Below are 26,304 nucleotides of genomic sequence, written 5' to 3'. Positions count from 1 at the left end.
GTATACCTGATTCTCAGAATCTATACGAAAACAAACCATTCGGCCATCAAAAACAAAAAAACCAAAGCAGCGAGCACTTTGGTCGTTATGGTTTTCGATGATTTAAAAGATCTGGTTTCATGTCTAACATGGAATACCCGCGAACATCATACCGATTTCGGCTTCTTGAATAATCGATCGGTCTTCCCGATTCTAAATAAATAATCTGCTCTAATTCCAAAACTGGATCATCCGATTGACACTTCAAATATTGACGATCATACTCATCACTTTTCGCTGCTTGAAATGTCCGATAAGCACCGGCAAACTTATAATTCAACTCTTCTAACAAATAATCATATACCGATCGATGCAAGATTTCTTTCGTTAATCCCGTCACTAAATCTACTGGCATAAACGAATGTTCCAAAATATAAGGTTGCCCATCTAATATTCGCAAACGAATCACATGATACACCGGCTCTTCCGCAGCGACTTTCAACATCTCTTGTACTCTGCTATCTGGGAAACAGACTTCGAAGGTAATTACCTGACTTTGTAAATCTCTTTTTTGCATTTTCATCTGGTAACTAAGTCCTTTGTATTCGTTTACAGAAGACGTGTCACGATCCCAAAAAGAATGGTTCAACACTTTCGTCCCAGATCCTCGTTTCGAAAGCAACAGTCCCTCCATGATCAAAATATTGATGGCATTCTTAATGGTCATCCGACTGACACCAAATTCTTTTACTAACTCCGTTTGATGCGGCAGAAAGCTCTCTTTGGGATAAGTTCCATCTTTGATTCTTTTTCGAAGGACATCTGCTATCTCAACATACTTTGGCACAACATTCACCTCACATCCTATTAATTAAAAAAGACTGCGGCATAAGCAACAAAGACGACTACCCATCCTGTTGCTTTAGCCACCAACTAGCAACTAAAGCAACAGGATTGTCATTTTCATTCGTTCGGGTAGTTTCGTCTTGTTCTGACTTATGTCCCAGCCTAATTTTGATCGGTTAGATTTCTTTCAGACGACGATTTTCTTGGATCTGTGCCATCTTCACGAATGGAAGATAGATCACGATCGAGATAATCAAATTAACTGCAGCTAAGATTCCGCCAGCAATGCTTTGTGTTGACAAGATCCCACCAATGATCGGTGGTGTTGTCCAAGGCGCAATAACGGTACATGCTGGTACCAGTCCTGTTGCTGTGGCAAAATATGCAGTTGAAACTAATACAAGTGGTGTCAAAACATAAGGGATGAACAAAATTGGATTCAACACGACTGGCAATCCAAACATCACTGGTTCATTGATCATAAATACCCCTGGAGCCAATGATAATTTCGCTACAGTCATATAGGCTTTATGATGACGAGCAACCAAGAAAATTGCGATCAATAAGCCTAATGTTGCACCGGTACCACCTATATTAACAAATGAATCAAAAAACGGCTTATTTACAATATACGGCAATTTGTCTCCTGCTTCAAGCGCTTTCGTATTCGCTTCGATAGCTGGAATGTTAATCGTTTGCATAAATGGATCGATGATATTTGCACCATGCAAACCAAAGAACCAAAGGAAAGCAGAAATGAACCCTAGTAGCAATGCAGCTGGATAAGAGTTTGCCAATCCCATGAATGGTTGTTGCACAAGCTCATAGAAAGATAGAACCAAACTTGATACGCCGAATGCTTGGAAGATTGCTGTGAACAATGCAAAGATCGAAACAGTGATCATTGCTGGGAACAACGCTGCAAAAGAACGAGAAACTGCAGGTGGTACACCATCAGGCATGTTGATCACTAGACGAGGATTGCCTGCCAAACGACGGAAGATCTCAGTAGAAATAATAGCAACGATCAATGCCAAAAATAATCCTTGTGAACCAAGACCCGCAGCTGTCAGCAAACCATCAGCATCTGTGGCCATTGCACCTAATGCAAAAAAGCTGGCAACTGAAATTGCTCCTGCTCCTAATGCATCTTGGTCATAGCTCTTGGCCAAGTTATAAGAAACTGTGAATGCAATCAATAAAGCTAAAATAGAAAATGTACCTGCAGATAAATTATTGCCAAATGCTTGCCAGGTGCCTTCACCAAAAATACCGTTCATAAAATCAATATAAGCTGGAATAGGCAAATTATTGATCAATACCCCAAAAGATCCCAAGATCATCAATGGCATCGTTACGATAAAACCGTCACGAATCGCAACTAGATGACGTTGTGAACCGATTTTGGAAGCAATAGGAATAAAATGCTTCTCCATAAACGCGATAAACTTATTCATTTTTTTCTCCTTTCAAAAACCATCCTATAATTTAGTGAAACCGATTTCCTCTATAGAATACCACGCTTACATTTATAAGTCTAGTCTTTTTATTTATAAAACTGAGCATGGATTATACAGTCCTATTCTTTTGCTATAGACAGCACCATTTTTTGACAATAAAAAAAACACAGTGAAGCAATCTTCACTGTGTTTTGAATCAAAAGCCGTTATTGTCAGAAACTTCTTTGTACCAACGGCCAGATTTTTTAATAGTGCGCTTGGCATCATTATTCAAGTCAACAGAAATGAAGCCATAACGATTCTTGTAGGCATTCGTCCAAGACCAGTTATCCATACATGTCCACATATGGTAGCCAACACAATTGGTCCCCTCTTGGATTGCTTGGTGGACATATTTCAAATGTTCCTTGACGAATTCGATGCGATAATCGTCCTCAATGATTCCTTCATCATTGACAAAACGTTCTTCTCCTTCTACGCCCATACCATTTTCAGAAATATAGCATTTGATATTGCCATAATTCTCGCGGGTATTGGTCAAAATATCATAAATCCCTTTTTCATAGATTTCCCATCCACGATAAGGGTTCATTTTTTTGTCAGGTTTATCATAATTGTCAAAATAATCATCTGGTAATGGGCCATTCGTGTGGTCGATCGGTGTTTCTTTTGCCATAATACGACGTGGCTGATAGTAATTGATGCCTAATAAGTCAATCGTATTTTCTTGGATGATCACTAAATCTTCTGCTTCATGTTCCGGTATCATGTCTAATTCTTTGATGATCGTGACTAATTCTTCAGGAAATGTCCCTTTAACTGCTGGATCCAGAAAAGAACGGTTGAAGAAGGCATCGGCGATTTGGGCTGCTTTAACATCCTCCGGGTTTGCTTCATCTCTCGGATAGCTAGGTGTCAGATTCAAGATAATCCCTATCTCTCCACCCAATTCTAGCGCATGATATTCCTTGATTGCTTTCGCGCTCGCTAAGGTTTCATGGAAGCCGGCTTGAACAGCATGCTTCATGTTGATTTCGTTTGGATAGTGGAACTGATAGAGATAGCCACCTTCTATCGGAACGATTGGTTCATTATGCGTGAACCACTTTTTGACTTTTGTACCAAACAATTCAAAACAAGTTTTGGCAAAAACGACGTAAGCCTCAACTGTCTCACGACTTAACCAACCGCCTTTTTCCTGCAAGGCCATCGGCATATCAAAATGATACAAGTTGACGAAAGGTTCAATCCCATTTGCAATCAATTCATCGAAATAATCATGATAAAAAGCCACAGCTTCTTGATTAACTTCGCCAGTTCCTGCTGGAATCAAGCGACTCCACTGGATCGATGTCCGAAATGTATTGTGTCCTGTTTCTTTCATCAGTTGAATATCTTCTTTATACCGCTTATAGACTTGGGATGTTTTTTCGGGGCCTACACGGTCAAAGAATTTTCCTGGTTCTTGCTCATACCAGTAATCCCAAATACTGGGTCCTTTTTTGTCTCCTGGAAAAGTTCCTTCTGTCTGAGGACCGCTGGCAGCAGAACCCCACCAGAATCCTTCTGGAAATTGATACGTCATCTTTTTTACACTCCTTATTCATGCTTGATACCGTAATCATAAAGGAAGCACTACCAAAAATCAATCTTTTTATTAGACAATGTATAGACATTTAAAATAAAACATGATACATTATGAATTGTAATCGATTGCAAAAAGTTGTTAGGAGTGATTTTTAATGAACGGTTTTATGGATAAAATATCTGAAAAAATCTTGCCGCTAGCCAATGCGTTAGGGCAAAACCGCTACCTCACTGTATTACGAGATGCGTTCATGCTTTCTTTTCCCATTACGATGTTTGGTTCAATCGTAGTGGTTATCAACAATCTGCCTTTTTTCAATGATGCAACGAAAGGCACTCTAAGTACCCTGTTCGGTAATGGACAAAATGCAACAATGAGCATCATGACAGTTTTTGTTACTTTCGGTATCGGCTATTATTTGTCTAAGTCTTATGATGTTGAAGGGATTTTTGGTGGCGCTGTATCTTTTGCAAGCTTTTTGATTCTAACGCCATTTTTCATGACTACAGAATCAGGCGAAACAGTAACTAGCGTGCTTTCCCTTGACCGATTAGGCGCCAAAGGGATGTTTATCGGAATGATCGCTGCCTTCTTAGCTGCTGAGATTTATTGTCGCGTCACAAAACGCGGTTGGCAAATCAAAATGCCTGATGGGGTGCCACCTGCAGTAACGAAGTCATTTGCTGCTTTGATTCCAGCGATCGTTACGCTAACCATCTTTTTGATGATCAATGCGATCATGACCGGCGTCTTCCATGCGAACCTTCATGATGTAATCTATGAATTGATTCAAAAACCGTTAACAGGTCTTGGCAGCAGCTTACCTGCTACACTATTGGCACTGTTCTTGGTTCAGTTCTTATGGTTCTTTGGTCTTCATGGGCAAATCATTGTCAACTCTGTCATGGATCCTATCTGGAACACATTGATGTTGGATAATTTAGAAGCCTATCAAAATGGCGAAGCATTACCCCATATCGTGACGAAACCATTCATGGAAACTTTCACGGTTGGTTTAGGGGGTTCTGGAATGACACTAGCTGTTGTGATTTTGATGGCTTTTGTCCTTAAGAAAAAGCAATACCGTGATGTTGGCCGCTTGGCTCTTGCTCCTGGTATCTTCAATGTCAATGAACCTGCTATTTTTGGAATGCCGATCGTGTTGAATGCGACGATTTTGATTCCTTGGGTAGTCGCACCCTTAGTTGTAACAACCTTCAATTACTTGGTGATGGCTGCTGGGCTAGTTCCAGCACCAACTGGTGTGTCTGTGCCTTGGACCGTGCCAGTGATTGCTAGCGGTGTATTAGCAACCAATTCTTGGTTAGGGGGCTTGCTGCAAGTCATTGACGTGGTACTTGTCGGTATGATCTGGTATCCATTCTTGCGTATTCTGGATCGTCAACAAGAAGCTTCAATCAGTTAAGACAAAAAGACTGGCAGGCCCATCAACCTGTCAGTCTTTTATTTTGAAAAAAGGCTGCCGATTCGGATTGTCGAAATCGCTTTTTTCAGCTATACTCTTTGCGAGGTGAGGAGATGCCAAAATATCAAGAAATTGCCAATATTTTAAGAACCAGAATCAAGAATAAAACCTATCCTCCAGATAGTTTATTACCCAACCAAATAGATCTCGTTGAAGAGTTTCAAGTAAGCCGTATGACCATCAAAAAGGCGATCGGGATTCTCTCTATGGAAGGGCTCGTCTATTCTCAGCGAGGAGCTGGAACTAAAATATTGAATCATCCTTTTGTGGATCGAGATACGACTACATTAACGGAATATGTCGGCTTATCCACTGAAATGCGCAAAGCAAAGCGGCAATTGACCAGTGAAGTCATTGATTTTCAAGTAGCTTTCCCGGACAAAGAGATTCAAGAAAAACTGATGTTGACAGAAGAACAACCTGTCTATAAGATCATCCGTCTGCGAATTTTAGAAGGCAGACCATTTATTCTAGAGCATACGTACATGCCGGTCCATTTAGTTCCTAATCTAAAACGTTCTCACTTGGAAACTTCTATCTATCAGTATGTAAAAGAAGAACTAGGCATTCAATTTGTCGGTGCTTATCGGACGATTTCTGCGGATAAAAGCTCGTTATATGATCAGAAATATCTGGCTTGCGATCCAACCGATCCAGTATTAGAAATTCAACAAATCGTTTACCAAAAAAATGGCTCACCGATCGAATACTCCCGCAGTCGCAACCGTTATGATACGCGGGTATATTCCTATTTAGACGTTCAACGGTAATAAACAGCCAAAGCGGCGCAGTAAAACTAGACAAAAGAACAACCAAAAGATAGAAAGGAGATTTTTCGGTTTTTGGGTGTATTAGTCTTGCTTACTGCTCGCTTTGACTGTTTTTATTTATTGGTCTATTGTTTTTATATCTCTCTTCTCGACGTTCATCAGATAGAAAGTAAACGATAAGAAGTGTCTTTTAACGCAGCTGTCAATGCTTGCTCTGGGGCATCGCTTATGACGGTCGCAGTTTTCTTGTTCAAATCAACTGTAACTTCGGTAACGCCGGCAACTCGAGCAAGTGTTTCTCGTACCGTTTTTGCACAGCCTTCGCATTTCATGCCCTCGACTTGATATGTTTTTTTCATAATGATCCTTCTTTCTTCTCTATTTTATTATTAGTTTCTTGCTGCTCGTTTACTGACTGGAGTGAACCGTTTTAAACGTAGCGCATTCAATAAGACGGAAACAGAACTAAAACTCATGGCTGCCCCTGCAATCATCGGATTCAAAAGCGGTCCGCCAAAAAGATGCAATAACCCCATAGCAACAGGAATCCCCAAAACATTATAAGCAAATGCCCAGAAAAGATTTTCTTTGATATTCTTGATGGTTGCTCGACTCAATTCCACTGCAGTCGGCACATCCATCAAGTCACTACGCATCAACACGATATCTGCAGATTCAATGGCGACATCCGTTCCTGAGCCAATGGCGATACCGACGTCTGCTTTGGCTAAAGCTGGTGCATCATTGATTCCATCACCTACCATGGCAACTTTTTGTCCAGTTTGCTGCAGTTCTGCCACTTTAGCCGCCTTATCTTCTGGCAACACATCACTAATGACTTCATCGATCCCTACTTGATCAGCAATGGCTTGTGCTGTTCGCGCATTATCTCCTGTGATCATCGCCACTTTGATGCCCATTTGATGCAGACGTTCAATGGCTTGTGCGCTGCTTGTTTTCACCGTATCGGCCACAGCAATCAACCCAATCAATGCGCCGTCCATGGCAACATACATTGGTGTTTTCCCTTGTTTTGCTAAGCCTTCGGCAGAAGCAATTACAGATGAGACATCTATTTGTTTTTGATCCATCAACTTTTTGTTTCCTAACAGCACGTCTTTTCCATCCAATCTTCCCGTGATTCCATGACCAGGGACGGCTTGGAAATGACTAACTGAAGAAAATGTTAATTTCTGTTGTTTGGCAGCGGCTACGATAGCTTCTCCCAGTGGATGCTCCGATCCATCTTCTGCAGAAGCTGCTAGCTGCAAGACCGTTTCTTTCGTATGTTCGCCATAAGGTAAAAGATCTGTCACAACTGGTTTCCCTTCTGTGATCGTCCCGGTTTTGTCAAAAACGATCGTTGTGATGTTGCGAGTCGTTTCTAATGCATCACCGCTTTTGATCAATACACCATTCTCGGCGCCTTTCCCAGTTCCCACCATGATTGCCGTTGGTGTTGCTAATCCTAAGGCACAGGGGCAGGCAATGACTAATACCGAAATAGTGATCGTCAGTGCAAAGATCCACGACTCTTGTCCGAAGAAAAACCATGCCAGTCCTGCTAGTAACGCTAAGCCAATCACGATCGGAACAAAAACACCCGAAACTTTGTCAGCTAATCGTGCAATTGGGGCTTTCGAACCTTGGGCATCTTCCACTAGCTGGATGATCTGTGCTAAAGTGGTATCCTTGCCAACTTTTGTCGCCTGATAGCGAAACGTACCCGTTTTATTGATACTCGCTCCAACAACTGAATCACCAGGTTGTTTCTCCACCGGAAGGCTCTCTCCAGTGATCATTGACTCATCCACTGCTGAATGTCCTACTATCAGTTGTCCGTCCACAGGAATTTTTTCACCGGGACGAACAATCACAATATCGCCAGCCACGACTTGCTCGACTGGCACTTCGATCTCTGAATCATTTTTTAAGATCCGAGCAGTTTTTGGTGCTAAATCCAATAATTTCTTGATGGCTTCAGAGGTCTTGCCTTTTGATACCGATTCAAGGTATTTCCCTAGTGTGATTAATGTTAGGATCACTGCAGCCGACTCATAGTATAAATGCATCGCGAAATGCGTCTCTCCTAAATAAACCATGACCGTTCCATACAAACTATATAAAAAAGCCGCACTGGTGCCTAAAGCAACCAGAGAGTCCATATTAGGATGCCCTTTGAACAATGCTTTGAAGCCATTGCTAAAAAAAGCGTGGCCAAAGATCATGACAGGAAGCACAAGGATCAATTGTGTACTAACAAATGCTACAGGCTGTGTCATAGGGTTCAAAAAGGAAGGGAGCGGCAGACCGATCATTTCGCCCATTGCTAAATAAAATAATGGCACGGTAAAAATGGCAGACAACCAAAATCGTTGCCATAACTTTTGAATGGGGTCTTTCTTTGCCGATTGCATCTCAACAGTTTTTTCGGTGAAAGCTTGATAGCCTGCTTTCGTCACCGCTGCTTCGATGGCAGCCGTGTTTAGTTGCTCCTTGTCATAATGAACTGTCAATTTTTCTGTGGCTAAATTGACAGTAGCCGCTTGAACGCCTGCAAGTTTGTTCACGGCTTTTTCAACCGTCTGGGCACAAGAAGCACAGGTCATTCCTTCAATCTGGAATGTTGCTTGCAGCTGATTTCCTATAAGAGAGTAGCCGGCATCGGCTACTGTTTTTGCTAAGAGTTGTTCATCTACCTGCGTTTCATCGTAGCGAACGTGAAGTTTTTCCGTTGCCAAATTGACGGAGGCTTCTTCGATACCTGTGACTTTGCTGACAGCCTTCTCGACCGTCTGGGCACAAGAGGCACAGGTCATTCCTTCGATTGCATAGTTCCCTTCAGCCATTGTTTATTCCTCCTTAATGAAATATCGTACTGGGTTCCCCAAATAAGCGAGAGAGGCTACCTTTTGATTACAACTGTAATCTCTACTCTTCTACTTTACCTCCATCGTTTACATTCGTCAACGATTTTCATTCTACAAAAAAAGTACGCTTTCTTTTAGAAACGTACTTTTTGTTTTGCTATGATTTAACTATTTTGTCCATTGGTCTTGATCACTTCTTGATACCAATAGAAGCTGTCTTTTTTATAACGGGTCAAACTACCGTCTTGATTTTCGTCTTGATCGATATAAACGAAACCATAACGTTTTTGGTAGCCATTCAACCAGCTTAATAAATCAGTAAACGACCAAGTACAGTAACCTAGCACCTCTGCACCATCACTGATTGCTTCTTTGATTGCGTGAACATGGCTTGACAGATAATCGATGCGGTATTGATCATGAATCTGATGATTGTCTGTCAACTTGTCATATTCGCCAAGTCCATTTTCAGTGATCATCACCGGGATCCGATAGCGGCTGGTGATACGGCGTAACGCCACTCGCAACCCTTGAGGATCAATTTCCCAATCCCAATTGGTGCGATCAACAAATGGATTTTCGACTTTTTTGAACATACCGGGTGTTCCTGTTTCTTCTGAACTGCCTTTTTCTCCAGTTGTATTCATTTTACCAGCGCCTACACCATCTAACGGATTTGCTGCGTTAGTGGCGGTTTGATAGTAATTGATCCCTAAGAAATCCGGTTTTGCCGAACGCAACAGTTCCATGTCTCCTGGCTCAATCGTTGGCGCGATCCCCTGTTCTTTCAAGAAATTCATGGCTGCGATCGGATATTCGCCCCATAGGTAGACATCCATCCAATAATGTGCCATCAAATCTTCGGCATTTTCTGCTGCCAAAATATTTTTGGGATCACTGTTGATCGGATAGTTTGGTGTGTAAGCAAAGCTAGGTCCGATTTTACCCGGAATCTCCATCTCATGAAATGTATTGATTACAGAAGCATTAGCTAAGTTGGCAATATGATTCACTTCATACATTCGTTTAGGATCAGTGACACCTGGCGGATGAGCAGCTAATAAATAGCCTAGTGAGGTAAACACATTTTGTTCATTCAGACTGACCCAGTATTTGACTTTGCCGCGAAATGCTTCGAAAAGTGTCGCAGCATAATTAGTAAAATCTTCAATGATTTGGCGAGATTCCCAACCACCGTAAGCTTCTTGTAACGCTTTAGGCAAGTCCCAATGATAGAGCGTAACCATTGGTTCGATCCCTGCAGCAAGCAGTTCATCGATCAAAGCCAAGTAGAAATCTAGTCCCGCTTGATTGACTTCTCCTCGGCCTTCTGGAAAAATTCGTGTCCAAGCAACAGAAAAGCGGTAGGTTTTCAGCCCTTGTTCTTTCATCAATGCCACATCTTCTTTGAATCGATGATAGTGATCGACTGCGACATCACCGTTGGTTCCTTTAAATGTTTTTCCAGGAATGCGCACAAAATCATCCCATACAGAGGCGCCTTTCCCATCTTCTTGCCAAGCCCCTTCGACTTGGTACGCTGCAGACGCAGAGCCCCATAAGAAATCTTTGGGGAAATCTTTTAATTGTTTATGAAACACACAGGTTCCCTTCTTTCTTTCAATAATTCAGAATGTTTCCTTTCTAAGTATACCGATAAAAAAGCGGTTTGTCATGGAAACGCTGCATAATTTTGTCACTGCTTGATTGAAAAAGAAGAGGCGGCGACAAAAGGCCTGCTACAAACTGCGAACCGTGTCATTGTGTACTTCTGCGATTCAGCAAGTTTTCGGCGCACATAGACGCAACTATCTGTTGGATGCCCCAATTCTGCTACTATGCGTGGGTCTTTAGTCCAACTGCTAAGCTGCTTCTTCTGAGTCAAGCTATTCGTTGCTTATTCATCAAACTGTGCTTGGTAAAGGGCTGCATACGCACCTGCTCTAGCTAATAATTCATCATGAGTCCCTTGTTCGACGATATTACCGTTTTGGACCACTAAAATCACATCTGCGTGACGGATAGTGGAGAGACGATGAGCGATCACAAAGGACGTTTTGCCCTTCATCAGCTCAGTCATTGCCGTTTGGATCAACCCCTCGGTCTGGGTATCGACATTTGATGTGGCTTCATCTAAAATCAAGAGATCCGCATCCAAAAGCATCGCACGAGCAATGGTCAAAAGCTGCTTTTGTCCTTGCGAAATCCCGCCACCATCTTCTGTGATCAGTGTGTCATACCCTTTTGGCAATTGTTGAATGAACTCATGGACATGGGCTGCTTTAGCCGCTGCCTCTACCTCAGCAAGAGTCGCGGATGCTTTACCGTAAGCCAGGTTTTCAAAGACAGTTCCAGTAAATAACCAAGTATCCTGCAGCACCATCGCATAGCTTTTGCGCAAGCTGCTGCGCGTCGCTTTTTTGATGTCCTGTCCATCTAAACGAATCACTCCTTGATCCGGATCATAAAAACGCATTAAGAGATTCACGATCGTGGTCTTACCTGCCCCGGTTGGACCAACGATAGCGACTAAACTGCCTGGGGCAACGTCCAGCGATAGGTCCTTAATGATCATGCGATCCTTTTGATACCCAAAGGAGACATGATCCAATTGGATACGCCCGGTTACTTCTGTAAACTCATAGGCATCAGGAACATCGGAGACTTCCGGTTCTTCATCCAACAAGCGAAAGATCCGTTCTGCTGCTGCCAACGCGGATTGCAAATCGCTAAAGATATTGGCCAGCTCATTGATCGGTCCAGAAAATTTACGAGAGTACAACACGAAGGAGGAGACGCTTCCTAAAGAGAGACGACCGAATAAAAATAGCAGTGCGCCAAAGACACTGATCAGTGACAACGAAACATTGTTGATAAAGTTGATGGACGGTCCCGTCATGCTGCCATAATATTCTGCATTGTAATAAGAGGAAACTGCGGCCTGATTTTTTTCATCAAATCGTTCAATGATCGGTTCTTCTTGGTTATAGATCTTAATCGTTTGCTGACCCGAAAGAATTTCTTCTACAAATCCGTTCAATTCCCCTAGCTTTCGCGAACGACGCCGAAATAATGGCTGAAATTTCTTCATTAAATAACGAGTCAATAGAACCGAGGCAGGCACTGTCACTACAAAAATCAAAACGAGCACTGGAGAGATCAGCAACATCATAATAAACGAACCAATAATGGTGACTAAGCTACTCAGCACTTGGATGGCATCACTAGCTAATGATGTATTGATCGTATCGACATCATAACTGATTCGACTAATGATATCGCCTGTTTGGATACGATCAAAGTAGCCGATCGGCAATTCAGAAATTTTGTTGAAAATCGCTTTGCGCATGGACTGGACGACACGTTGACTCAGACGGATCATCAATAATGAGATCAGATAACTTAACACCGCTGAACAAAGATAAAAAGCAATCATCCATCCGCAATAAAAGAATACTCGGTGAAAAACAACTTTTCCTGGACCTGGCTGGATGGCATCAATGGCATAACCGGAAAGCAGTGGACCTACTAAGGAAAACAGATTGCTAGCCATCATTAAAACTGCTGATAATAGAAGAAGCCATTTCGCTTCATACAAATAGTGCCAGAGACGCTTCACAGTTTTTTTCGTCTCTTTTGGTTTTTCGGCGACTGTCTTGCTAGGCATTGATTCTTCCTCCTGTCTGTCCATGATAGATTTCCTGATAGATGGTATTCGTCGCCAGTAATGTGGCATGATCGCCGAATCCACTCATGCGGCCATTTTCCAACACAAGAATCTTATCTGCATGCTGGATCGAACCGATTCGTTGTGCAATCAAAATCGTCGTTGTGTCCGCAAATTGTTGTTTAAGTACTTGGCGTAGTTTGGCGTCTGTCTGATAATCCAATGCACTGGCTGAATCATCCAGGACTAAAATTTGTGGTTCACCAGCTAATGCACGGGATAGGAGGACTCGTTGCTTTTGACCACCGCTTAGATTACTTCCTCGCGCATGAAGTTCATAGGCCAATTGTTGCGGCAACTGCTGGATAAATTCCTTTGCTTGCGCTCTAGCAGCAGCTTCTTCGATTTGTTCTTTTGAAAAGCGGCGCCCAAAATCAATATTTTTTTCGATCGTATCTGCGAAAAGGACATCTTTTTGCAAAACAATGCCAAAATATTGGTGCAGCTCTGCAGGATCCAGTGAGCGGATATCACGGCCATTAATGCGGATCTGACCATTGGTCGGATCGTACAAGCGCAGCAGTAAACGTACAATCGTCGATTTGCCACTGCCGGTAGCTCCGATGATCCCTAACGTCTGTCCTTTGTCTAGAGAAAAATCGATTTCCTTCAGGACGGTCGTACCATCAGGATAAGTAAAGGAAACGTGGTCAAATACAATGTGTGCCTCATCTTCTCTTGCCAGAAGGGGAACGACCTTCATGTCTTCTGGTAGTCGCAGTACCGCTTGAATACGGTCTGCGGAAGCTAATCCTTTCGAAACGATCACGAAAATCCGCGTGATGCTTAACATTGCATTGAGAATGATCGTAAAGTAGGTGAGAAAAGCAATAATCACCCCTGGCTGTGTCAGCCCCGCATTCACTCGATAGGCACTCACTAAAATCACCAATGTCAAACCCGCATTCAGGAAAAAATCCATTAAAGGTGGTGTGGCAGCCATCGTTCGGTTCGCCTTTGTTTCTGCCGCAACAACTGACTGATTGACTCGCTGAAATCGTTGTTTTTCATATTCTGCTTTCGACAATGCTTTGATCACACGAGCGCCTGTCACATTTTCCCAGACGGTGCGAACTAGTGTGTCTACTCGCTTTTGCAATTGCGCAAACAATGGGATTCCTCGCTTCGAAATGATAACAGCGGCAACTAATGTGAAGGGCAAAACTCCAACTAATACGACTGTTAGCACTGGATCTAAAGTAGCTGTGATCAATACGCCTCCTAGTAAGAGGATCGGTGCTCGAATGCCAAGCCGCTGGATCATGCCTACCGTTTGATGAATATTGTAAGTATCCGTAGTCAACCGTGAAACCAGTGAAGGGATACCGACTTGTTCGATCTGAGGAATCGATAAATAGGCTACTTTGGCAAAAAGATCATGACGTATGCTGCCAGTAGCATCTCTGGCAACACTGGAAGCCATACGATTGGCCAAAATATTGGTTACAACAGCAATCACCGAACACAGCAGCATCACACCGCCCCACAAGAATATGGCGGAAACATTTTTTGTAGGAATGATCGTATCAATGATATAGGCTAGGATCCATGGCAACAGCAGATCCATCAAAGACCCAAAAAACTTGATACTGATTCCGAGAGACATACGCCCAATATATGGGCGCAAGTATTTTTTTAGTAGCTTCACTGGACCTCATCTTCTTTCTTTAAAGCACGCTGCGAGTTTTCTTTTACTACTTGCAGATCTGCCAGCAATTTTTGCTGTTCCGTTTCAGAAAACCCTGCTAAGGCTTGCTCATTCCACTGCTTCAACAATTGTTGGAGGATAGGTTGCATCGCCAAGGCTTTTTCAGTTGGATAAATAAGCTGTCGCCGCCCATCCAAACTGCTCGTTTGCCGACGAACATACCCTTTTTCTTCTAAGACTGCTAATTGGCGAGCAACGTTGCTTTTATTGACAAAAATCAACTGACCTAAAGCTTCTTGACTGATCCCAGGGTTGCGACAGACATTTAGAATGTACGTATGATGCATGGGACCTAACCCATATTTTTTTAGCTCTCTTTCTCGGTACAATGAGGCTAAACGGGCAATATGATTGATTGAACGAATGATCGACTCCATAATTTTTCTCCTTTAAATGCCGTAAGGTAAATACAGTAGGTTCAGTATAAAGATAATTAGTTGCGGGCGCAACTAATTCCAAAAAAATTTTTCTTAAAAAAACTTAGACGCCAGAGAAGTGCTGGAGTGTTGCCCACTACAGTTGCTTCTCTGGCCTCTAAGCCAATTCATTATTCTTTGCTGTCGGAAAGCGGCCGTCGGCATTTGTTCCCTTGATTATTTTTGGCGTCTAACTGCAGCAAACAGCTGCCGCTTTTTCCAAAGAAAACCAAGAGCCAATAAAACCCATGCAGCCATTGTCACCCACAGTCCCCAGTCAAAATACCAAGGCGCGTCATAATCCACGATCAGCTCATTGAGACCTGCCTGCTGCTTAACAGTCACTGCCCCTATCGTACTCACTCTGATGTCGGAACGCGTCAATGGCTGGCCGTTAAGCTGTAAGGTCGTTCGCTGGTAATTGATGACCGGTAATGCCTTCCAGCTAGAATCGTCCCCTTGCCAGCGCAAAATCAACTGTCCATTAACCACTGCTTTTTGCACTGTCGTGTTTTGCTTGATGATTTGTTCCCCATAGGCATCGTATTTATTTTCCTTTGTGTCACGATAGATGGGAACATAATCGGGGGTTGACCGCTGGAACAGCACCAGTGCCTTGGCCTTGTCTGGACTGAAATAAGCCGCTTTCAGCGTCTGCTGATCAGAAACAAACAGATAGGAGTGATTTCTGATTTTCACCGCGGAATCGCTGGACTGCCACTCACTCATCTTGGTACTGGTTTGGAACATGATCTGACCCACACTGACAACTAAAAGTAAAATCAGCCAAATCGGCCGATTCAGGCGGCTATCCGCTAAATAGGGCCGCAAAATACACAATCCCGCAAGAATCAGCACTGTCGCAGGGACAAAAAAGCGAAAAGGAAATTGAATCAATTCTATCAATGGGTTTTCGAGACTAGATAACCATTGCCATGGCAAATAGTTAGACGATAATAGGAAAAAAATGCCCGCAACGACAGTCATCAGCTTCAAGCCATTGGATATCTCTTGCCATTTCTTCAAAGAGCCGGCAAAAAACAACCCACAGACCAATGGGAAAAGGTAGGGGGATGTCCACCAATAACTGCTGGTGCCCGTAATCGTATTTCGTTCCATATGGTGATTCACAAAAGGTGGTAACAATTGATTGCTTTGATAAAGATCAAGCATTGCCAGCCAAATATTGGCAGTCAGCAGAAGAAAAATGCCAATTGCAGTAGTTAAATGGAGCAAGAGCCGCTTTTTATCTTGGCTTTTCAAAAAAGTGCGCAAAAAGAACGGAATATAGATCAAAACCAATAAAATACTAGAAAAAACATGGATTTGAAACAGCGCAGCCACTGATACCCCTACAGCAAAGGGACGAATCCGTTGAAAGCGCGTCATATCGATCAATGGAATGAAACAAAAAGGCAATATTGCTGCCCCCCAAGCCGAAAAGCCTTGTCGTTCGACCCAATATTGGATCGAATACGTCGTCATAAAAAGAATGCCCATCCCCACAGACAACCAGCCTGAGACTTTTAATTTTCGCAGCAACGTGTACATGGACGTTCCTGCCAAAAGGTATAGCAACCCATTCGATAAAAGTTGGTACTGGAACCAGGAACGGCTGATCAAAACCAATATCCCTTGAAAATACGCAAAAAATGGACCATACAATGCATTGACGATCCGTCCAGATTGCTGAAACCCATAAATGGAAAGAAAGTATTGATAGTTCCCCTCTTTGATTTGCTGGCTCGTCTCATAAAAACGATTAAAATGAAAGACGGCATCCGAACCTAAAATCAAGCCACGGCCAAACAATTGCGGCAACAATAGCAGCAGGCTTACACAGAAAATAACGAGCAATTGCAGAACTGTCGGCTTGAATAAAACTGCTTTTTTCACTAAATGACCTCCTTGCAAAACAGTTCTTATTTTTTAGAATAACAGAATTGTCGTATAAGGTAAAAAATAAGCCTTTTTGAAAAGGGTATCATTGTAAAAATTTAATGAAGCGCCCCCTTATTGAAGCGTCCCCTAATGAAAGCTAAATTCAGCTTCAAAAAAAATACACCTTCTATAACTTTTTACAAAGTACAATTACGAAGTGCATCAACGCAATAAAAAAGCCGCAAACGCGAGGTTTACGACTTTGAGCGGCTAAAAACAGCACTTCGTTGTTTTTTTCTCTATATATGCTTAATACATACTTGCTTTTCGTCTATCAGCAAGCAAACGGTAGATTTGATCAAGCTGATTGGGTAATGGCCTGCCAACTTTCTAATAACTCGCTCAGCAGTTCTGCAACCGCTTGGGCAGGAACCACTTCTTTTTTGATGTTGGCTTCAATCAGCTGCTGATACATGTATTCATACAATGCTGCAAGACCTTCAGCAATTTCGCCGCCTTGTTTTTCGTCTAACGACGTACGCAACTCCAACAAAATATTTTGCGTTTTTATGAAGTGTTCATGGGCTTTTGCTAGTTCTTGTTTTTCAATCGCTAACTGAGCCAATTTGATATTCTTGATTGCTGCCTGCAAAAGCATTTCAATCAATTTGTTAGGTGACGCGCTCATCACTTGATTCTTTAAGTAGTTGTTTTGCATTTTCTGATAATTCATCTTTTTATCCTCACTATAAATCAAATTCGACGAAGGCGGCATTGTCTTCTTGCTGCAAATACGTTTTGACAAGATTATTTTTGCGGTTCAAACGTCCTAATTCTTGTTTGATCTCTTGCTGCTGGGCTTTGACCTGGTCTAAGAACACTTGATACGCTTGGATCACTTGTTGCGCCAATACACTGGTTTGGGGACTATGGCTCTGTTCTTCTGCCTGCATGGCTTCTATGACCACTGCATTGGCTGCCATCAAACGACCGGCTTCTTCGCTGTCGCCATGCCATTTTGCAAAACTAGTTAAGATCTGATTCAAACGTTCATCTAATGATACGTGTGGCTCCATAGATTGTTTCCTTTCTTGTTGACGAGGGTTTCTTATGCGAATGAAAAAATGACTGCTTTAATCGTATATCTTGCCTAGTTTGACGTATTGGCAAACTGATTGCTTAGGTAACTCAGCTGATTTTCAGCCTCCATCATCACGGAGTCTAATTTGGTGAACATTGTGATGTAACGCTCTTTTTTCATTGCTAATATATCATCAAACCGTGTGATCTGCTTGTTTAAATCCTTGATGGTACTGTCATAGGTCGCAGATTTGGTGGCAATGATCCCTTTATTGGCTGAAGTATTGACGACATAGCTGTTGGCTAATTCTTTTAGCGCTAGTGTATAGCCGGTCTCTTTCGTACTCGCAGTGCCATCGGCTTCTTTGATTTTCGTACTTGCATAAAAGAAGGACTTCACAGCAGCGGGATCTTCCGCTAGGGCTTCTTTTAACTTTGTCGTATCCAGTCCCAATGTACCATCATTATCGACGGTGGAGATGCCTAGCTTACTAGCGGTCAGCTTTGAGCCGCTGACGGCTGGAATGGTGATCAAATTTCGCAATTGAGTCTGTAGACGGGTCAACGCACTGTCTCCCACCAAGGTCCCCGTCTTGTTGTTTTCACTACTAGGATCTCCCACGGTCAAATTATCATCGATAAAACTCATCAAGCTATTGTATTGATCCACTAATCCTTGCACTGCATCAACGACTTTCGAGGTATCATTGGCTAAAGAAAGCGTCACATGCTCCTCGCTTTTTTTAGCTAATGTCAGAGTGACACCATCGATAACATCCGTCACACTGTTACTGTCGCGAGTGATCTTCATGCCGTCTAGCTCAAAAATAGCCGGTTGGCCTTGCGTCGTTGTCGCAGTTGAACCGATCCCTAACCCTTCGGCGGCATTGCCGTCGATCAAGAAATTTTTGTCGCCCATTTTGGTATTCGTTAAAATCAAGCGGTTATCCACGATACTCGCCGCAACGAAGGTCGTCTTGCTTTGGCTATTAATCTTAGCTGCCACATCTTTTAAGCTGTCTTCAGCAGTGATCTCGATCGAAGCGGTGATCGGTTTGCCATTTTCATCTACTTCCGAACTGGTCAATGACAGCTGACCACTGACATTTAGAGCTGTTTTGCTGCTTTGAGCTACTTGACTCCCCGTCACCTTCGTGGCTGTTGCTAGTTGGTTGATTTTTAAATCATAGGTACCTTCTGGGGCTTCCGTTGTTCCTGCAATTGAAGCGATACTGCTATTGGTGGTCGTCGCTTTTTTCGTTTGATAAGCATCATCTTTTTGTAATGCATCGACTTTTGACAAAAAGTTCGTCAGGCGAGTGCTGATATCACTCCACGCCGTTTTTTGTGCTTTAAGCGACGTGATTTTGTTCTCAGCGCGGGTCTTATTGATCGCATCTGCCGCCAATAATTTTTCAATATCTTCTGAAGTCACGCCAGAATAACTCCCTAGCGTTGTACTGATTCCTGAACTGCTGGTTACACTTGCCATATTTTCATCCCTTTCGATCGACCGCGATCCCCATGTCATCCCATATTTTTCCAATCACATCTAGCATGTTGGCGGGTGGGATCTCTTTGATGACTTCGTTGGTCTGCATATCCACCAAACGCACCATCGTCCGCCCCGTGCGCTCATGCACTTCATAAGCCAATTTCATATCTTTGCCCAGTAGCAGCTGATTCACTTCATCCACGGAGACTCCGATCTTGTGCTGATCGGCTGCTGAAAAATAGTGGATCGGCGGTTCAGTTGCCACTGTCCGTTCCTTTTCCTCTGTTAATCCACGCCCTTTGCTTTGCGAGCGAAGGTTGGTGGCCTCTTGATCTACGGCTTCAATCGGCCGTGTCTTAGCGACCGACGCAACGGCTTCGATCGGGTGTATTCCTGAAATTGGCTGAATATCCATCAGAGCTTCCTCATTTCTAAGCGTTTTTGTGCTGCTATGTAAAACACAAGAACTGTGCTTCCCCTAGGCAGTCCTTGTGTCAGTAGTTCCTCTGATCAAAAAATTATCCTTGTAACAAGCTTAATACACTATTAGGCATTGAGTTTGCTTGTGCCAACATTGAAGTTGCTGCTTGAGAAAGGATGTTGCTCTTCGTAAAGCTCATCATTTCTTGCGCCATATCAACGTCACGGATACGTGAGTTTGCTTCAGATAGGTTTTCTTGCGTTGTACCTAAGTTGTTGATTGTGTGTTCTAGACGGTTTTGCGCCGCACCAAGATCCGCACGTTGTGCAGAAACTGCTTTGATCGCTTTATCGATTTTTGTGATTGGGTTGTTTTCAACGATGGCAGTTTCCGCTGCTGCTGCTGCTGCTTTGCCTTCATCAGAAGCGGTAAATGTTGCTAAAGCATCATCGTATGTTTTTTGAGCTGTTGCTTTTGCTGCATCATCCGCTGCTGTATCGATGGCTGTTTGTAAATCGGCAACTGTTTTACCAGCTGCCGCATCAACTTTGCCGTCCGCTGCATATTTTGTTGTTGTATCTGCTTTGAAGGCAGCCGCTACTGCTTTATCTTTTGCTGCAGCAATATCGCTTGTGGCAAATGCTTGTGTTAAATCTAAGCCTTTTACTTTCAAGGCAGTTGAGCTCATGTTTGTGATTGAAACGCTCATTGTTTGGTTTGCGTTGGCACCGATTTGGAAAGTGAATGATTTCGCATCATCGCCTTCACCAGTTAACAAGCTTTTTGTATTGAATTCAGTGGTATCCCTGATACGGTCGATTTCATCAGACAATGCGGTGTATTCTTTGTTGATCGCACTGCGGTCGTCATCACTTAACGTACCGTTTGAACTTTGTACCGCAAGATCACGCATACGCCCTAAGATGCTGTGGGTTTCATTTAATGCACCTTCTGCTGTTTGGATCAATGAGATACCATCTTGTGCGTTGCTTTTTGCTTGTGACAAACCGCCGATTTGGCCTTTCATTTTTTCAGAAATTGCTAAGCCAGCTGCATCGTCCCCAGCTTTGTTGATGCGTAAGCCTGAAGATAATTTAGACAAAGAATTGCTTTTAGAAGCGTTGGCTGCCGTTAGGCGTGAGTAAGTATTCAATGCTGAAACGTTTGTATTGATTCTCATGTGTAGTTCCTCCTAATTTTTATTCGCTAAGGTTTCCCTCTGCTACTATTTATCGGAAGAAACCATTCAGGATTAAGCCTTTTTTCTAAAAAAAAATAAAAAACTTTTGCTCTCAGCAAAGAACAAAAGTTTTCGGGTTAATTTAAGTAATCTAGAATGGACATCTGCATGATTTTTGTTCCCATCGCTAGTGTTGAACGATAGGCAGTCATTTGATTTTGATATTCCATATACTTTTCCGCAATATCGACGTCTTGTTTGTTGGACAGTGTTTCGGTCAAGTTCAGCTTTTCCGTCTCGTTTCGATCAGCTGCTGCCTCCAAGCGATTGTAGAGAGTGCCGATCTGCGCCCGTACATTCACCACATTAGTGGCATGCTGGTCATGAGCGGTTAAAAGCTCGCCCCCTAATGCATCTTTATCATCACTGCGCAACGCAGACAATAAATCATTGAAGTAGGTGCTTAAATTTTGGGGATCCGCAGCTGTACCCGTCTCGTTCATCAGACGATCACCGCTGGCTAACAGATCCACCGAGACCCCGTTTGCGATTTCTCGGGGCAAGTCTTCGCTAGAGCCATTGTATTTGATACCGACGATGGCGTCATTTTTTTTGACGATCTCAAAAGGCGCCGTCGTCGTATTCGTTCCGCTAAATAGATAGCGACCATCAAAGTTGGTATTTAATGATTCCACGATGCCTTCGATCTCTTGCTCGATCTCTGAACGATTTGCGCCTAATTCCTCACTGCCGGCTGTTGCATTGGCAGAAGATTGAACCAACGAGCGAATCCGCAGCATCGAGGTACTAACACTTTCTAAAGCAGAATCTTGAGCTTTTGTCCAAGAAATACTGTCTTTGATCGTATTGTTGTAAGTTTTGTTTTGATTTAACGACACATTAAGATCCATGATTTTTGAAACCAGCAGTGGATTATCCGAGGACTTGCTGACTTCTTTCAAGCTCGATAGCTGATTCAACGTGGATTGGACTTTGGAGGCGTTGGTTCCTAGATTTCGTAAAAAATCATTGTAGGTGATTGAATTGGAAATACGCATGGTCTACACTCCTGTTCGATTGATCAATGTGTCTAACATTTCAGAAACGACCGATAATATGCGGGCATTGGCCTGAAATCCTTGTTGGAAACGAATCACATCTGACATTTCTTCATTTAATGAAACCCCGGACACCGATTGATTTTTGTATTCTAGTTGATTCAGCAGTGACAATTGAGCACTGACCGTATTGTCGGCTTGCTGTTTTGAGATCCCGTTTTTGGTAACGATACTGTTAAAATAGCTGCTGACACTCATTCCGGATGCTGCATTAGCAAACGTCAATGTCTCAGGATCAAAAGAAGCGATCGTCTTTTCTGACAATGGGAAATCCAATTTGGCACTGCTGAGTTTCGCCATTGCAGCGGCTCTTGAACCATCTCCTGCTGCATTGCTCGTTCCGCCGGCCACCAGACTTGGGTTATCTAACAGTGCTTGGCTGACCCGAATCGTCGTGGCTGTACCAGTATCATCTTGGCCGATCTCAAATAGACCGCTAGTACGAGAAGCGCCGCTGGTAAAGACCATGTTCATGGCTTGCGCGATCGTCGTCGTAAAGTTGTTCAATTCCGTCAAGCGGCTGCCGATCTCACCAGATGATGCTTGCAGGCCGCCGATCGCGCCTTCTTTGATCGGCAATTCTGTATAGGCGGTGTCGCCATTGTCGGTGGTTTTCGTCAACAAGATGGTTCCAGCTGGATAAGATCCTGTAATGGTTTCAGCAGGATTCAAGGCGTTGCCGTCTTTGGAAACCAAGGCGCCTGTGTCGCTTTGTCCCACCACCACACTAAGGGTATTGCGTTCCTCAGCACTTAAAATCGTCTGTCCGCTCATGGATACAAACCCACGGCCATATTGATCGGTCTTGGTTTCGATCCCTGCTAGACCCGAGAGATCTTTCAACAGACTGTCTCGACGATCTAAGAGATCATTGGGTGTTTCACCACTCGTCGTCAACCCATAGATCTGTTCATTCAAGGATTGCAGCTGTTTGACCTTCTCATTGAAGTCCAGCGCGGATTTTTCGATGGTATCCAGCGTATCGCTTTGCAACTGCGTCATTTGTTTGCCCATTTGGTTGATGGTATCGGCAAACGTACTGCTGTTTTCCAGCACGAGGGTCTTAGACGTATCCAGTTCAGGATTGTTGGCTAATGCGGTCCAAGAATCAAACATCGTTGCCAGCTGTTTGGACAGTCCATTGTCAGAAGGCTCATTCATTAAACTTTCCAGCTGTCCTAATATGTCTGCTTTTTGTTCGTAATATGTATAGGTAGAATTGGCATTGCGTACTTGTCCAATGACAAAATCATCGACGATCCGTTCGACACTGCCGACTTTCACACCCATACCGATGCTGCCGACGCCCGCTAAATGATAAGACGCTTCGGCTTGCAAGTTGACTCGTTGTCTTGAGTAGCCGTCTGTATTGGTATTTGCAATGTTGTGGCTGCTGGTTTGCAACGCTGCTTGATTGGCGGTCATGCCCCGGGTTGCGGTGCCTAATGAACCAAATAGTCCTGTCATAGAAGTACTCCTTACATTTTTTGATCGATGATCGCTGTTGAGACAGCTTGTTTTTCTTGGTATTTCGAATACGTATTTGCTGGTGTCTTGATATTTTCTTTGACTGCATCCATCAAAACGGTTTGGAAACTAATGGCTTGTTCCGTCAGCAGGAGATTCTCGGCTTGCTGCACTTGGATCTGGCGGATGAGTTCTTTGATCGCCGCTGAAAGAGTTCCTTCATACATGGAAAAAACGGGTACGAAGGCGGTTTTTTTCTCGACGAGTTCTGGTAATTTTTCTGCTTGATTTTTGATCAAGCAGGTCTTTTCTTTTTGCAGCAACCGCAAGAACTGCTGAAGCTGACGCTCAAATTCCCGCTCTGTCATCTAGTCGACCTGCTTTTCATCTTGCTGCAGCATTTTATCGGCGATCGTTTCGGCAGATACTTGGTAGGTGCCTTCTTTGATCGCTCGTTTCAATTCTGCCACTCGCTCACTGCGACTGGCTGTTTGATTGGCACTCTTTTGAATGGCTTGAGCTGTTTCGGACAATTGAACATCGACGGTTTTTTCTGTCTGAGGAGCAGTTGGCTTTTCTTGTTTGACCGCATCGCGTTTGATGGCCTTGTCGCTGTATTCTGCGTAACCTCTTTCGATTTTCATAGGTTCTCCTCCGTTCTCATTCTTCTACCCTCTACTATCGGTCAAATCACAAAAAAGTTAAACCCATATGTTTAACTTTTTGCGATTTCTTCAAGTTAATGCAAATTGTGAATGCGTTGTTTTTGCGAAAGAATGTTGGTGATCCGTACGCCGAAGTTTTCATTGATGACCACGACTTCCCCAGTGGCGATCAGTTTGCCGTTCAACAAAATCTCTAGCGGTTCATCCGTCAGTTTTTCCAGCTCGATGACGGAGCCCGTATTGAAAGATAAAATGTCCTTAATGGTTTTTTTGCTGCGGCCTAACACGACACTTAGATCCAATGGCACATCAAGGATCAAGTCCAAATTATCCCCATCGTTCACTCCGCTGGAGGCCAATGTTTGAAATGCCGGTTTGCTGACCTCCACGGGCTTTGATGCAGCCTCTGGTTCTGGCTTAGGTGCAGCAACGGGTGCTGTTGGCTGCGGTGTTGGTGTTTCCCGAGTAACGACAGTCGCTTCATCGGACAGCATCGCACTGGCGATATCGTTGACCACAGGATCCGTAAAGATCTGCATGATTTTGCTTTCGATCAGACCTTCGACGCGCAAAGAAAATGAGATACAGTAAATCTCTTCCTCTGCCTCGATCCCGCTATACTCAATGTTTTCTGGTGTCTCCCATAGTTTGACGATCGGCGGCAAGATATCCACTTTGCGGCTGATCATCGTCGCCATCGAAGTCGAGGCAGTCCCAATCATTTGGTTCATGGCTTCTGCCACGGCGCTTAGCTCTAATTCCGTAAATTGGGTGTTGGTGGGTTCACCAGTTCCCCCCATCATCAGATCAGCGATCACGATGGCATCTTTGACTTCTAACAGCATCAAATTACTGCCTAAAAGGCCTTCTTTAAATTCAACTGTCGTTGCTACTTTTGGTGCAACGAGGTCGTTTAAGATCTCACCAAATTTGATTTTAGACACCCGGGGAGTCGTGATACTGACCCGAAGATCAAGAATGGAAGACAACGTCGTCGCCGCTTGCGACATGGAGATATTTCCAACTTCGCCAATAATGTCGACTTTGACTTGCTCTTCTAATCCTTGCGGCTGGGCTGGGGCACTTTGATTCAGCAATGCATCGATTTCTGCTTGGGATAAACGTTCACTCATAGTTTTTGCTCCTCTTCTAACTTGTCTAATAACTCAATGGCTAAACGGTCCTCTTGCTTCCCAGGTTTTGCCCGGAAGTAAGGTTTTCCATCGATGAAGGTCTCTAATGGTTCAGTAATTTTTTTGTCTAGTTTGATGACATCGCCTTCTTCTAGGTGGAGAAACTCAGAAAGACTCATTTGAGCATGGCCCAGCAGAACTTCTAAATTCAAGCCGACCCCATTCAAACTTTTTTGCAACTCGCGGCTATCGTCTTGGTTGACTGGCTGATTGCTATCAAACCAATTGCGGAAACTTAATTTATCAATGATCCCTTCAAAGAAGACGTACGGGATACATAGATTGATGAAATGTTTCACTTCAAAAATTTTGATAGTAAAGGTCACTAATACGACGGGTTCGTTCGGCGACATGTTTTGCATCAATTGCGGATTCGTATCGATTCCATCCAAAACCGAATCCAAGGCAACGATGTCCTTCCAAACATTTTGGTAGACCCGTACAAATTGTGCCACCACTTCTTCCAAGATCGCTGTTTCAATATCAGTAAAACTTTTTTTCTCGCTAAAATCCATTTCGATCGGCTTGTTTTGATAAACATCTAAACCGCCGCACAACAATTCTACCAACATCATGCACAGTTGTGGGTTCATCTCGATCATCTGGATCCCGCTCAAAGGCTGCGAATGAAAGAGCCCCAATAAAGTAAATTTTGGTATCGAATGGATAAATTCGTCATAACTGACTTGTTCGATAGCTGCCAACTGCAAAGAAACATTGGTCCGCAGTTGGGTAGAAAGCATGCTGCTGCTCATCTTCGAGAAATCCTCGAAGATCATGTGCAGGGTATTGACGTACTCTTTCGACAGCTTTGTTGGTCGGCGAAAATCGTAGGCTTTCACTTTGGCTTGTTTGTCTTCTATCTCAATAATTTCTTGATCGATCTCTCCGCTGCTCATCGCATTCAACAATAAATCAATCTCTTGCTGCGTCAATACCTGATCCACACTAATC

The 26,304-nt window shown here is 43.3% G+C and carries 23 protein-coding genes; 2 read left to right on the top strand and 21 right to left on the bottom strand.

What is annotated here, in order from left to right; all coding sequences use genetic code 11:
- Positions 1 to 85: 85 nt before the first annotated feature.
- The 3 genes from DVW06_RS11715 to DVW06_RS11705 form a co-directional block, all read right to left on the bottom strand.
- Positions 86 to 826: a GntR family transcriptional regulator gene (locus tag DVW06_RS11715; protein ID WP_003129115.1), complete on the bottom strand. Its 741-nt coding sequence runs from the start codon at positions 824 to 826 to the stop codon at positions 86 to 88.
- A 175-nt stretch (positions 827 to 1,001) separates the two neighbouring features.
- Positions 1,002 to 2,282, bottom strand: a complete 1,281-nt coding sequence (locus DVW06_RS11710; RefSeq protein WP_003129114.1) for a PTS sugar transporter subunit IIC — start codon at positions 2,280 to 2,282, stop codon at positions 1,002 to 1,004.
- A gap of 199 nt (positions 2,283 to 2,481) precedes the next feature.
- On the bottom strand, positions 2,482 to 3,870 hold the full coding sequence (locus tag DVW06_RS11705; RefSeq protein WP_003129113.1) for a glycoside hydrolase family 1 protein: 1,389 nt from the start codon (positions 3,868 to 3,870) through the stop codon (positions 2,482 to 2,484).
- A 157-nt stretch (positions 3,871 to 4,027) separates the two neighbouring features.
- On the opposite strand from DVW06_RS11705, the gene celB reads away from it, so the two are divergent.
- A complete protein-coding gene (celB, locus tag DVW06_RS11700) occupies positions 4,028 to 5,299 on the top strand; it encodes a PTS cellobiose transporter subunit IIC (protein WP_003129111.1) in 1,272 nt (423 codons plus the stop codon).
- A 113-nt stretch (positions 5,300 to 5,412) separates the two neighbouring features.
- Positions 5,413 to 6,129 carry a GntR family transcriptional regulator gene (locus tag DVW06_RS11695; protein ID WP_021148996.1) on the top strand — a complete coding sequence of 239 codons (717 nt, stop codon included), beginning with the start codon at positions 5,413 to 5,415 and terminating at the stop codon, positions 6,127 to 6,129.
- Positions 6,130 to 6,287: 158 nt separating this feature from the next.
- Here DVW06_RS11695 and DVW06_RS11690 read toward each other — a convergent pair whose 3' ends face one another.
- From DVW06_RS11690 to fliM, 18 genes are all read right to left on the bottom strand, one after another.
- The gene (locus DVW06_RS11690) at positions 6,288 to 6,488 is read right to left on the bottom strand and encodes a heavy-metal-associated domain-containing protein (protein WP_003129107.1); all 201 of its coding nucleotides are present in this window, start codon (positions 6,486 to 6,488) and stop codon (positions 6,288 to 6,290) included.
- 30 nt (positions 6,489 to 6,518) lie between these two features.
- Entirely contained in the window at positions 6,519 to 8,978 is a 2,460-nt protein-coding gene (locus DVW06_RS11685) for a heavy metal translocating P-type ATPase (RefSeq protein ID WP_005472945.1), read from the bottom strand.
- Positions 8,979 to 9,163: 185 nt separating this feature from the next.
- Complete coding sequence (locus DVW06_RS11680; RefSeq protein WP_029487334.1) at positions 9,164 to 10,600, bottom strand: glycoside hydrolase family 1 protein; 1,437 nt, start codon at positions 10,598 to 10,600, stop codon at positions 9,164 to 9,166.
- A gap of 296 nt (positions 10,601 to 10,896) precedes the next feature.
- Positions 10,897 to 12,666, bottom strand: coding sequence for an ABC transporter ATP-binding protein (locus DVW06_RS11675; protein WP_005472949.1), 1,770 nt, complete (start codon positions 12,664 to 12,666; stop codon positions 10,897 to 10,899).
- The gene (locus DVW06_RS11670) at positions 12,659 to 14,374 is read right to left on the bottom strand and encodes an ABC transporter ATP-binding protein (RefSeq protein WP_137264689.1); all 1,716 of its coding nucleotides are present in this window, start codon (positions 14,372 to 14,374) and stop codon (positions 12,659 to 12,661) included. The genes DVW06_RS11675 and DVW06_RS11670 overlap by 8 nt, the downstream gene beginning before the upstream one ends.
- Positions 14,371 to 14,811: a MarR family winged helix-turn-helix transcriptional regulator gene (locus DVW06_RS11665; protein WP_005472952.1), complete on the bottom strand. Its 441-nt coding sequence runs from the start codon at positions 14,809 to 14,811 to the stop codon at positions 14,371 to 14,373. The genes DVW06_RS11670 and DVW06_RS11665 overlap by 4 nt, the downstream gene beginning before the upstream one ends.
- A gap of 216 nt (positions 14,812 to 15,027) precedes the next feature.
- The gene (locus DVW06_RS11660; RefSeq protein ID WP_137264688.1) at positions 15,028 to 16,746 is read right to left on the bottom strand and encodes a hypothetical protein; all 1,719 of its coding nucleotides are present in this window, start codon (positions 16,744 to 16,746) and stop codon (positions 15,028 to 15,030) included.
- 343 nt (positions 16,747 to 17,089) lie between these two features.
- On the bottom strand, positions 17,090 to 17,464 hold the full coding sequence (fliS, locus tag DVW06_RS11655; protein WP_005472954.1) for a flagellar export chaperone FliS: 375 nt from the start codon (positions 17,462 to 17,464) through the stop codon (positions 17,090 to 17,092).
- A gap of 13 nt (positions 17,465 to 17,477) precedes the next feature.
- Entirely contained in the window at positions 17,478 to 17,807 is a 330-nt protein-coding gene (locus tag DVW06_RS11650) for a hypothetical protein (protein ID WP_005472955.1), read from the bottom strand.
- Positions 17,808 to 17,881: 74 nt separating this feature from the next.
- On the bottom strand, positions 17,882 to 19,303 hold the full coding sequence (gene fliD / locus DVW06_RS11645) for a flagellar filament capping protein FliD (RefSeq protein WP_003129095.1): 1,422 nt from the start codon (positions 19,301 to 19,303) through the stop codon (positions 17,882 to 17,884).
- Positions 19,304 to 19,307: 4 nt separating this feature from the next.
- Complete coding sequence (locus DVW06_RS11640; protein WP_003129094.1) at positions 19,308 to 19,721, bottom strand: flagellar protein FlaG; 414 nt, start codon at positions 19,719 to 19,721, stop codon at positions 19,308 to 19,310.
- 103 nt (positions 19,722 to 19,824) lie between these two features.
- Positions 19,825 to 20,907 (bottom strand): flagellin N-terminal helical domain-containing protein, encoded by a 1,083-nt coding sequence (locus DVW06_RS11635; RefSeq protein ID WP_021148989.1) that lies wholly within the window; start codon positions 20,905 to 20,907, stop codon positions 19,825 to 19,827.
- A 137-nt stretch (positions 20,908 to 21,044) separates the two neighbouring features.
- Complete coding sequence (gene flgL / locus DVW06_RS11630) at positions 21,045 to 21,965, bottom strand: flagellar hook-associated protein FlgL (protein WP_003129092.1); 921 nt, start codon at positions 21,963 to 21,965, stop codon at positions 21,045 to 21,047.
- Between the two features lie 3 nt (positions 21,966 to 21,968).
- The gene (gene flgK, locus DVW06_RS11625; protein ID WP_086269323.1) at positions 21,969 to 23,492 is read right to left on the bottom strand and encodes a flagellar hook-associated protein FlgK; all 1,524 of its coding nucleotides are present in this window, start codon (positions 23,490 to 23,492) and stop codon (positions 21,969 to 21,971) included.
- Positions 23,493 to 23,503: 11 nt separating this feature from the next.
- The gene (locus tag DVW06_RS11620) at positions 23,504 to 23,860 is read right to left on the bottom strand and encodes a hypothetical protein (protein WP_003129090.1); all 357 of its coding nucleotides are present in this window, start codon (positions 23,858 to 23,860) and stop codon (positions 23,504 to 23,506) included.
- Positions 23,861 to 24,136, bottom strand: coding sequence for a flagellar biosynthesis anti-sigma factor FlgM (flgM, locus tag DVW06_RS11615; RefSeq protein WP_005472958.1), 276 nt, complete (start codon positions 24,134 to 24,136; stop codon positions 23,861 to 23,863). It abuts the gene before it with no gap.
- 95 nt (positions 24,137 to 24,231) lie between these two features.
- Positions 24,232 to 25,290, bottom strand: a complete 1,059-nt coding sequence (gene fliY, locus DVW06_RS11610; RefSeq protein WP_003129088.1) for a flagellar motor switch phosphatase FliY — start codon at positions 25,288 to 25,290, stop codon at positions 24,232 to 24,234.
- Entirely contained in the window at positions 25,287 to 26,297 is a 1,011-nt protein-coding gene (fliM, locus tag DVW06_RS11605) for a flagellar motor switch protein FliM (RefSeq protein ID WP_005472959.1), read from the bottom strand. The genes fliY and fliM overlap by 4 nt, the downstream gene beginning before the upstream one ends.
- Positions 26,298 to 26,304: the final 7 nt, after the last annotated feature.

Source organism: Enterococcus sp. ARL09-542 (assembly GCF_005234805.1).
Taxonomy (GTDB): Bacteria; Bacillota; Bacilli; order Lactobacillales; family Enterococcaceae; genus Enterococcus_D; species Enterococcus_D gallinarum.
Note: the sequence above shows the minus strand (reverse complement) of the source record. Positions and strands in the feature narration are given on the sequence as shown.

Coding starts and splice junctions, on each gene's coding strand:
- fliS (WP_005472954.1), bottom strand. CDS start 17,464: ATGAATTATCAGAAAATGCAAAACAACTACTTAAAGAATCAAGTGATG.
- DVW06_RS11695 (WP_021148996.1), top strand. CDS start 5,413: ATGCCAAAATATCAAGAAATTGCCAATATTTTAAGAACCAGAATCAAG.
- DVW06_RS11650 (WP_005472955.1), bottom strand. CDS start 17,807: ATGGAGCCACACGTATCATTAGATGAACGTTTGAATCAGATCTTAACT.
- flgL (WP_003129092.1), bottom strand. CDS start 21,965: ATGCGTATTTCCAATTCAATCACCTACAATGATTTTTTACGAAATCTA.
- fliY (WP_003129088.1), bottom strand. CDS start 25,290: ATGAGTGAACGTTTATCCCAAGCAGAAATCGATGCATTGCTGAATCAA.
- DVW06_RS11675 (WP_005472949.1), bottom strand. CDS start 12,666: ATGCCTAGCAAGACAGTCGCCGAAAAACCAAAAGAGACGAAAAAAACT.
- DVW06_RS11705 (WP_003129113.1), bottom strand. CDS start 3,870: ATGACGTATCAATTTCCAGAAGGATTCTGGTGGGGTTCTGCTGCCAGC.
- DVW06_RS11620 (WP_003129090.1), bottom strand. CDS start 23,860: ATGACAGAGCGGGAATTTGAGCGTCAGCTTCAGCAGTTCTTGCGGTTG.
- DVW06_RS11710 (WP_003129114.1), bottom strand. CDS start 2,282: ATGAATAAGTTTATCGCGTTTATGGAGAAGCATTTTATTCCTATTGCT.
- fliD (WP_003129095.1), bottom strand. CDS start 19,303: ATGGCAAGTGTAACCAGCAGTTCAGGAATCAGTACAACGCTAGGGAGT.
- celB (WP_003129111.1), top strand. CDS start 4,028: ATGAACGGTTTTATGGATAAAATATCTGAAAAAATCTTGCCGCTAGCC.
- flgM (WP_005472958.1), bottom strand. CDS start 24,136: ATGAAAATCGAAAGAGGTTACGCAGAATACAGCGACAAGGCCATCAAA.
- DVW06_RS11665 (WP_005472952.1), bottom strand. CDS start 14,811: ATGGAGTCGATCATTCGTTCAATCAATCATATTGCCCGTTTAGCCTCA.
- DVW06_RS11690 (WP_003129107.1), bottom strand. CDS start 6,488: ATGAAAAAAACATATCAAGTCGAGGGCATGAAATGCGAAGGCTGTGCA.
- DVW06_RS11640 (WP_003129094.1), bottom strand. CDS start 19,721: ATGGATATTCAGCCAATTTCAGGAATACACCCGATCGAAGCCGTTGCG.
- DVW06_RS11635 (WP_021148989.1), bottom strand. CDS start 20,907: ATGAGAATCAATACAAACGTTTCAGCATTGAATACTTACTCACGCCTA.
- DVW06_RS11685 (WP_005472945.1), bottom strand. CDS start 8,978: ATGGCTGAAGGGAACTATGCAATCGAAGGAATGACCTGTGCCTCTTGT.
- flgK (WP_086269323.1), bottom strand. CDS start 23,492: ATGACAGGACTATTTGGTTCATTAGGCACCGCAACCCGGGGCATGACC.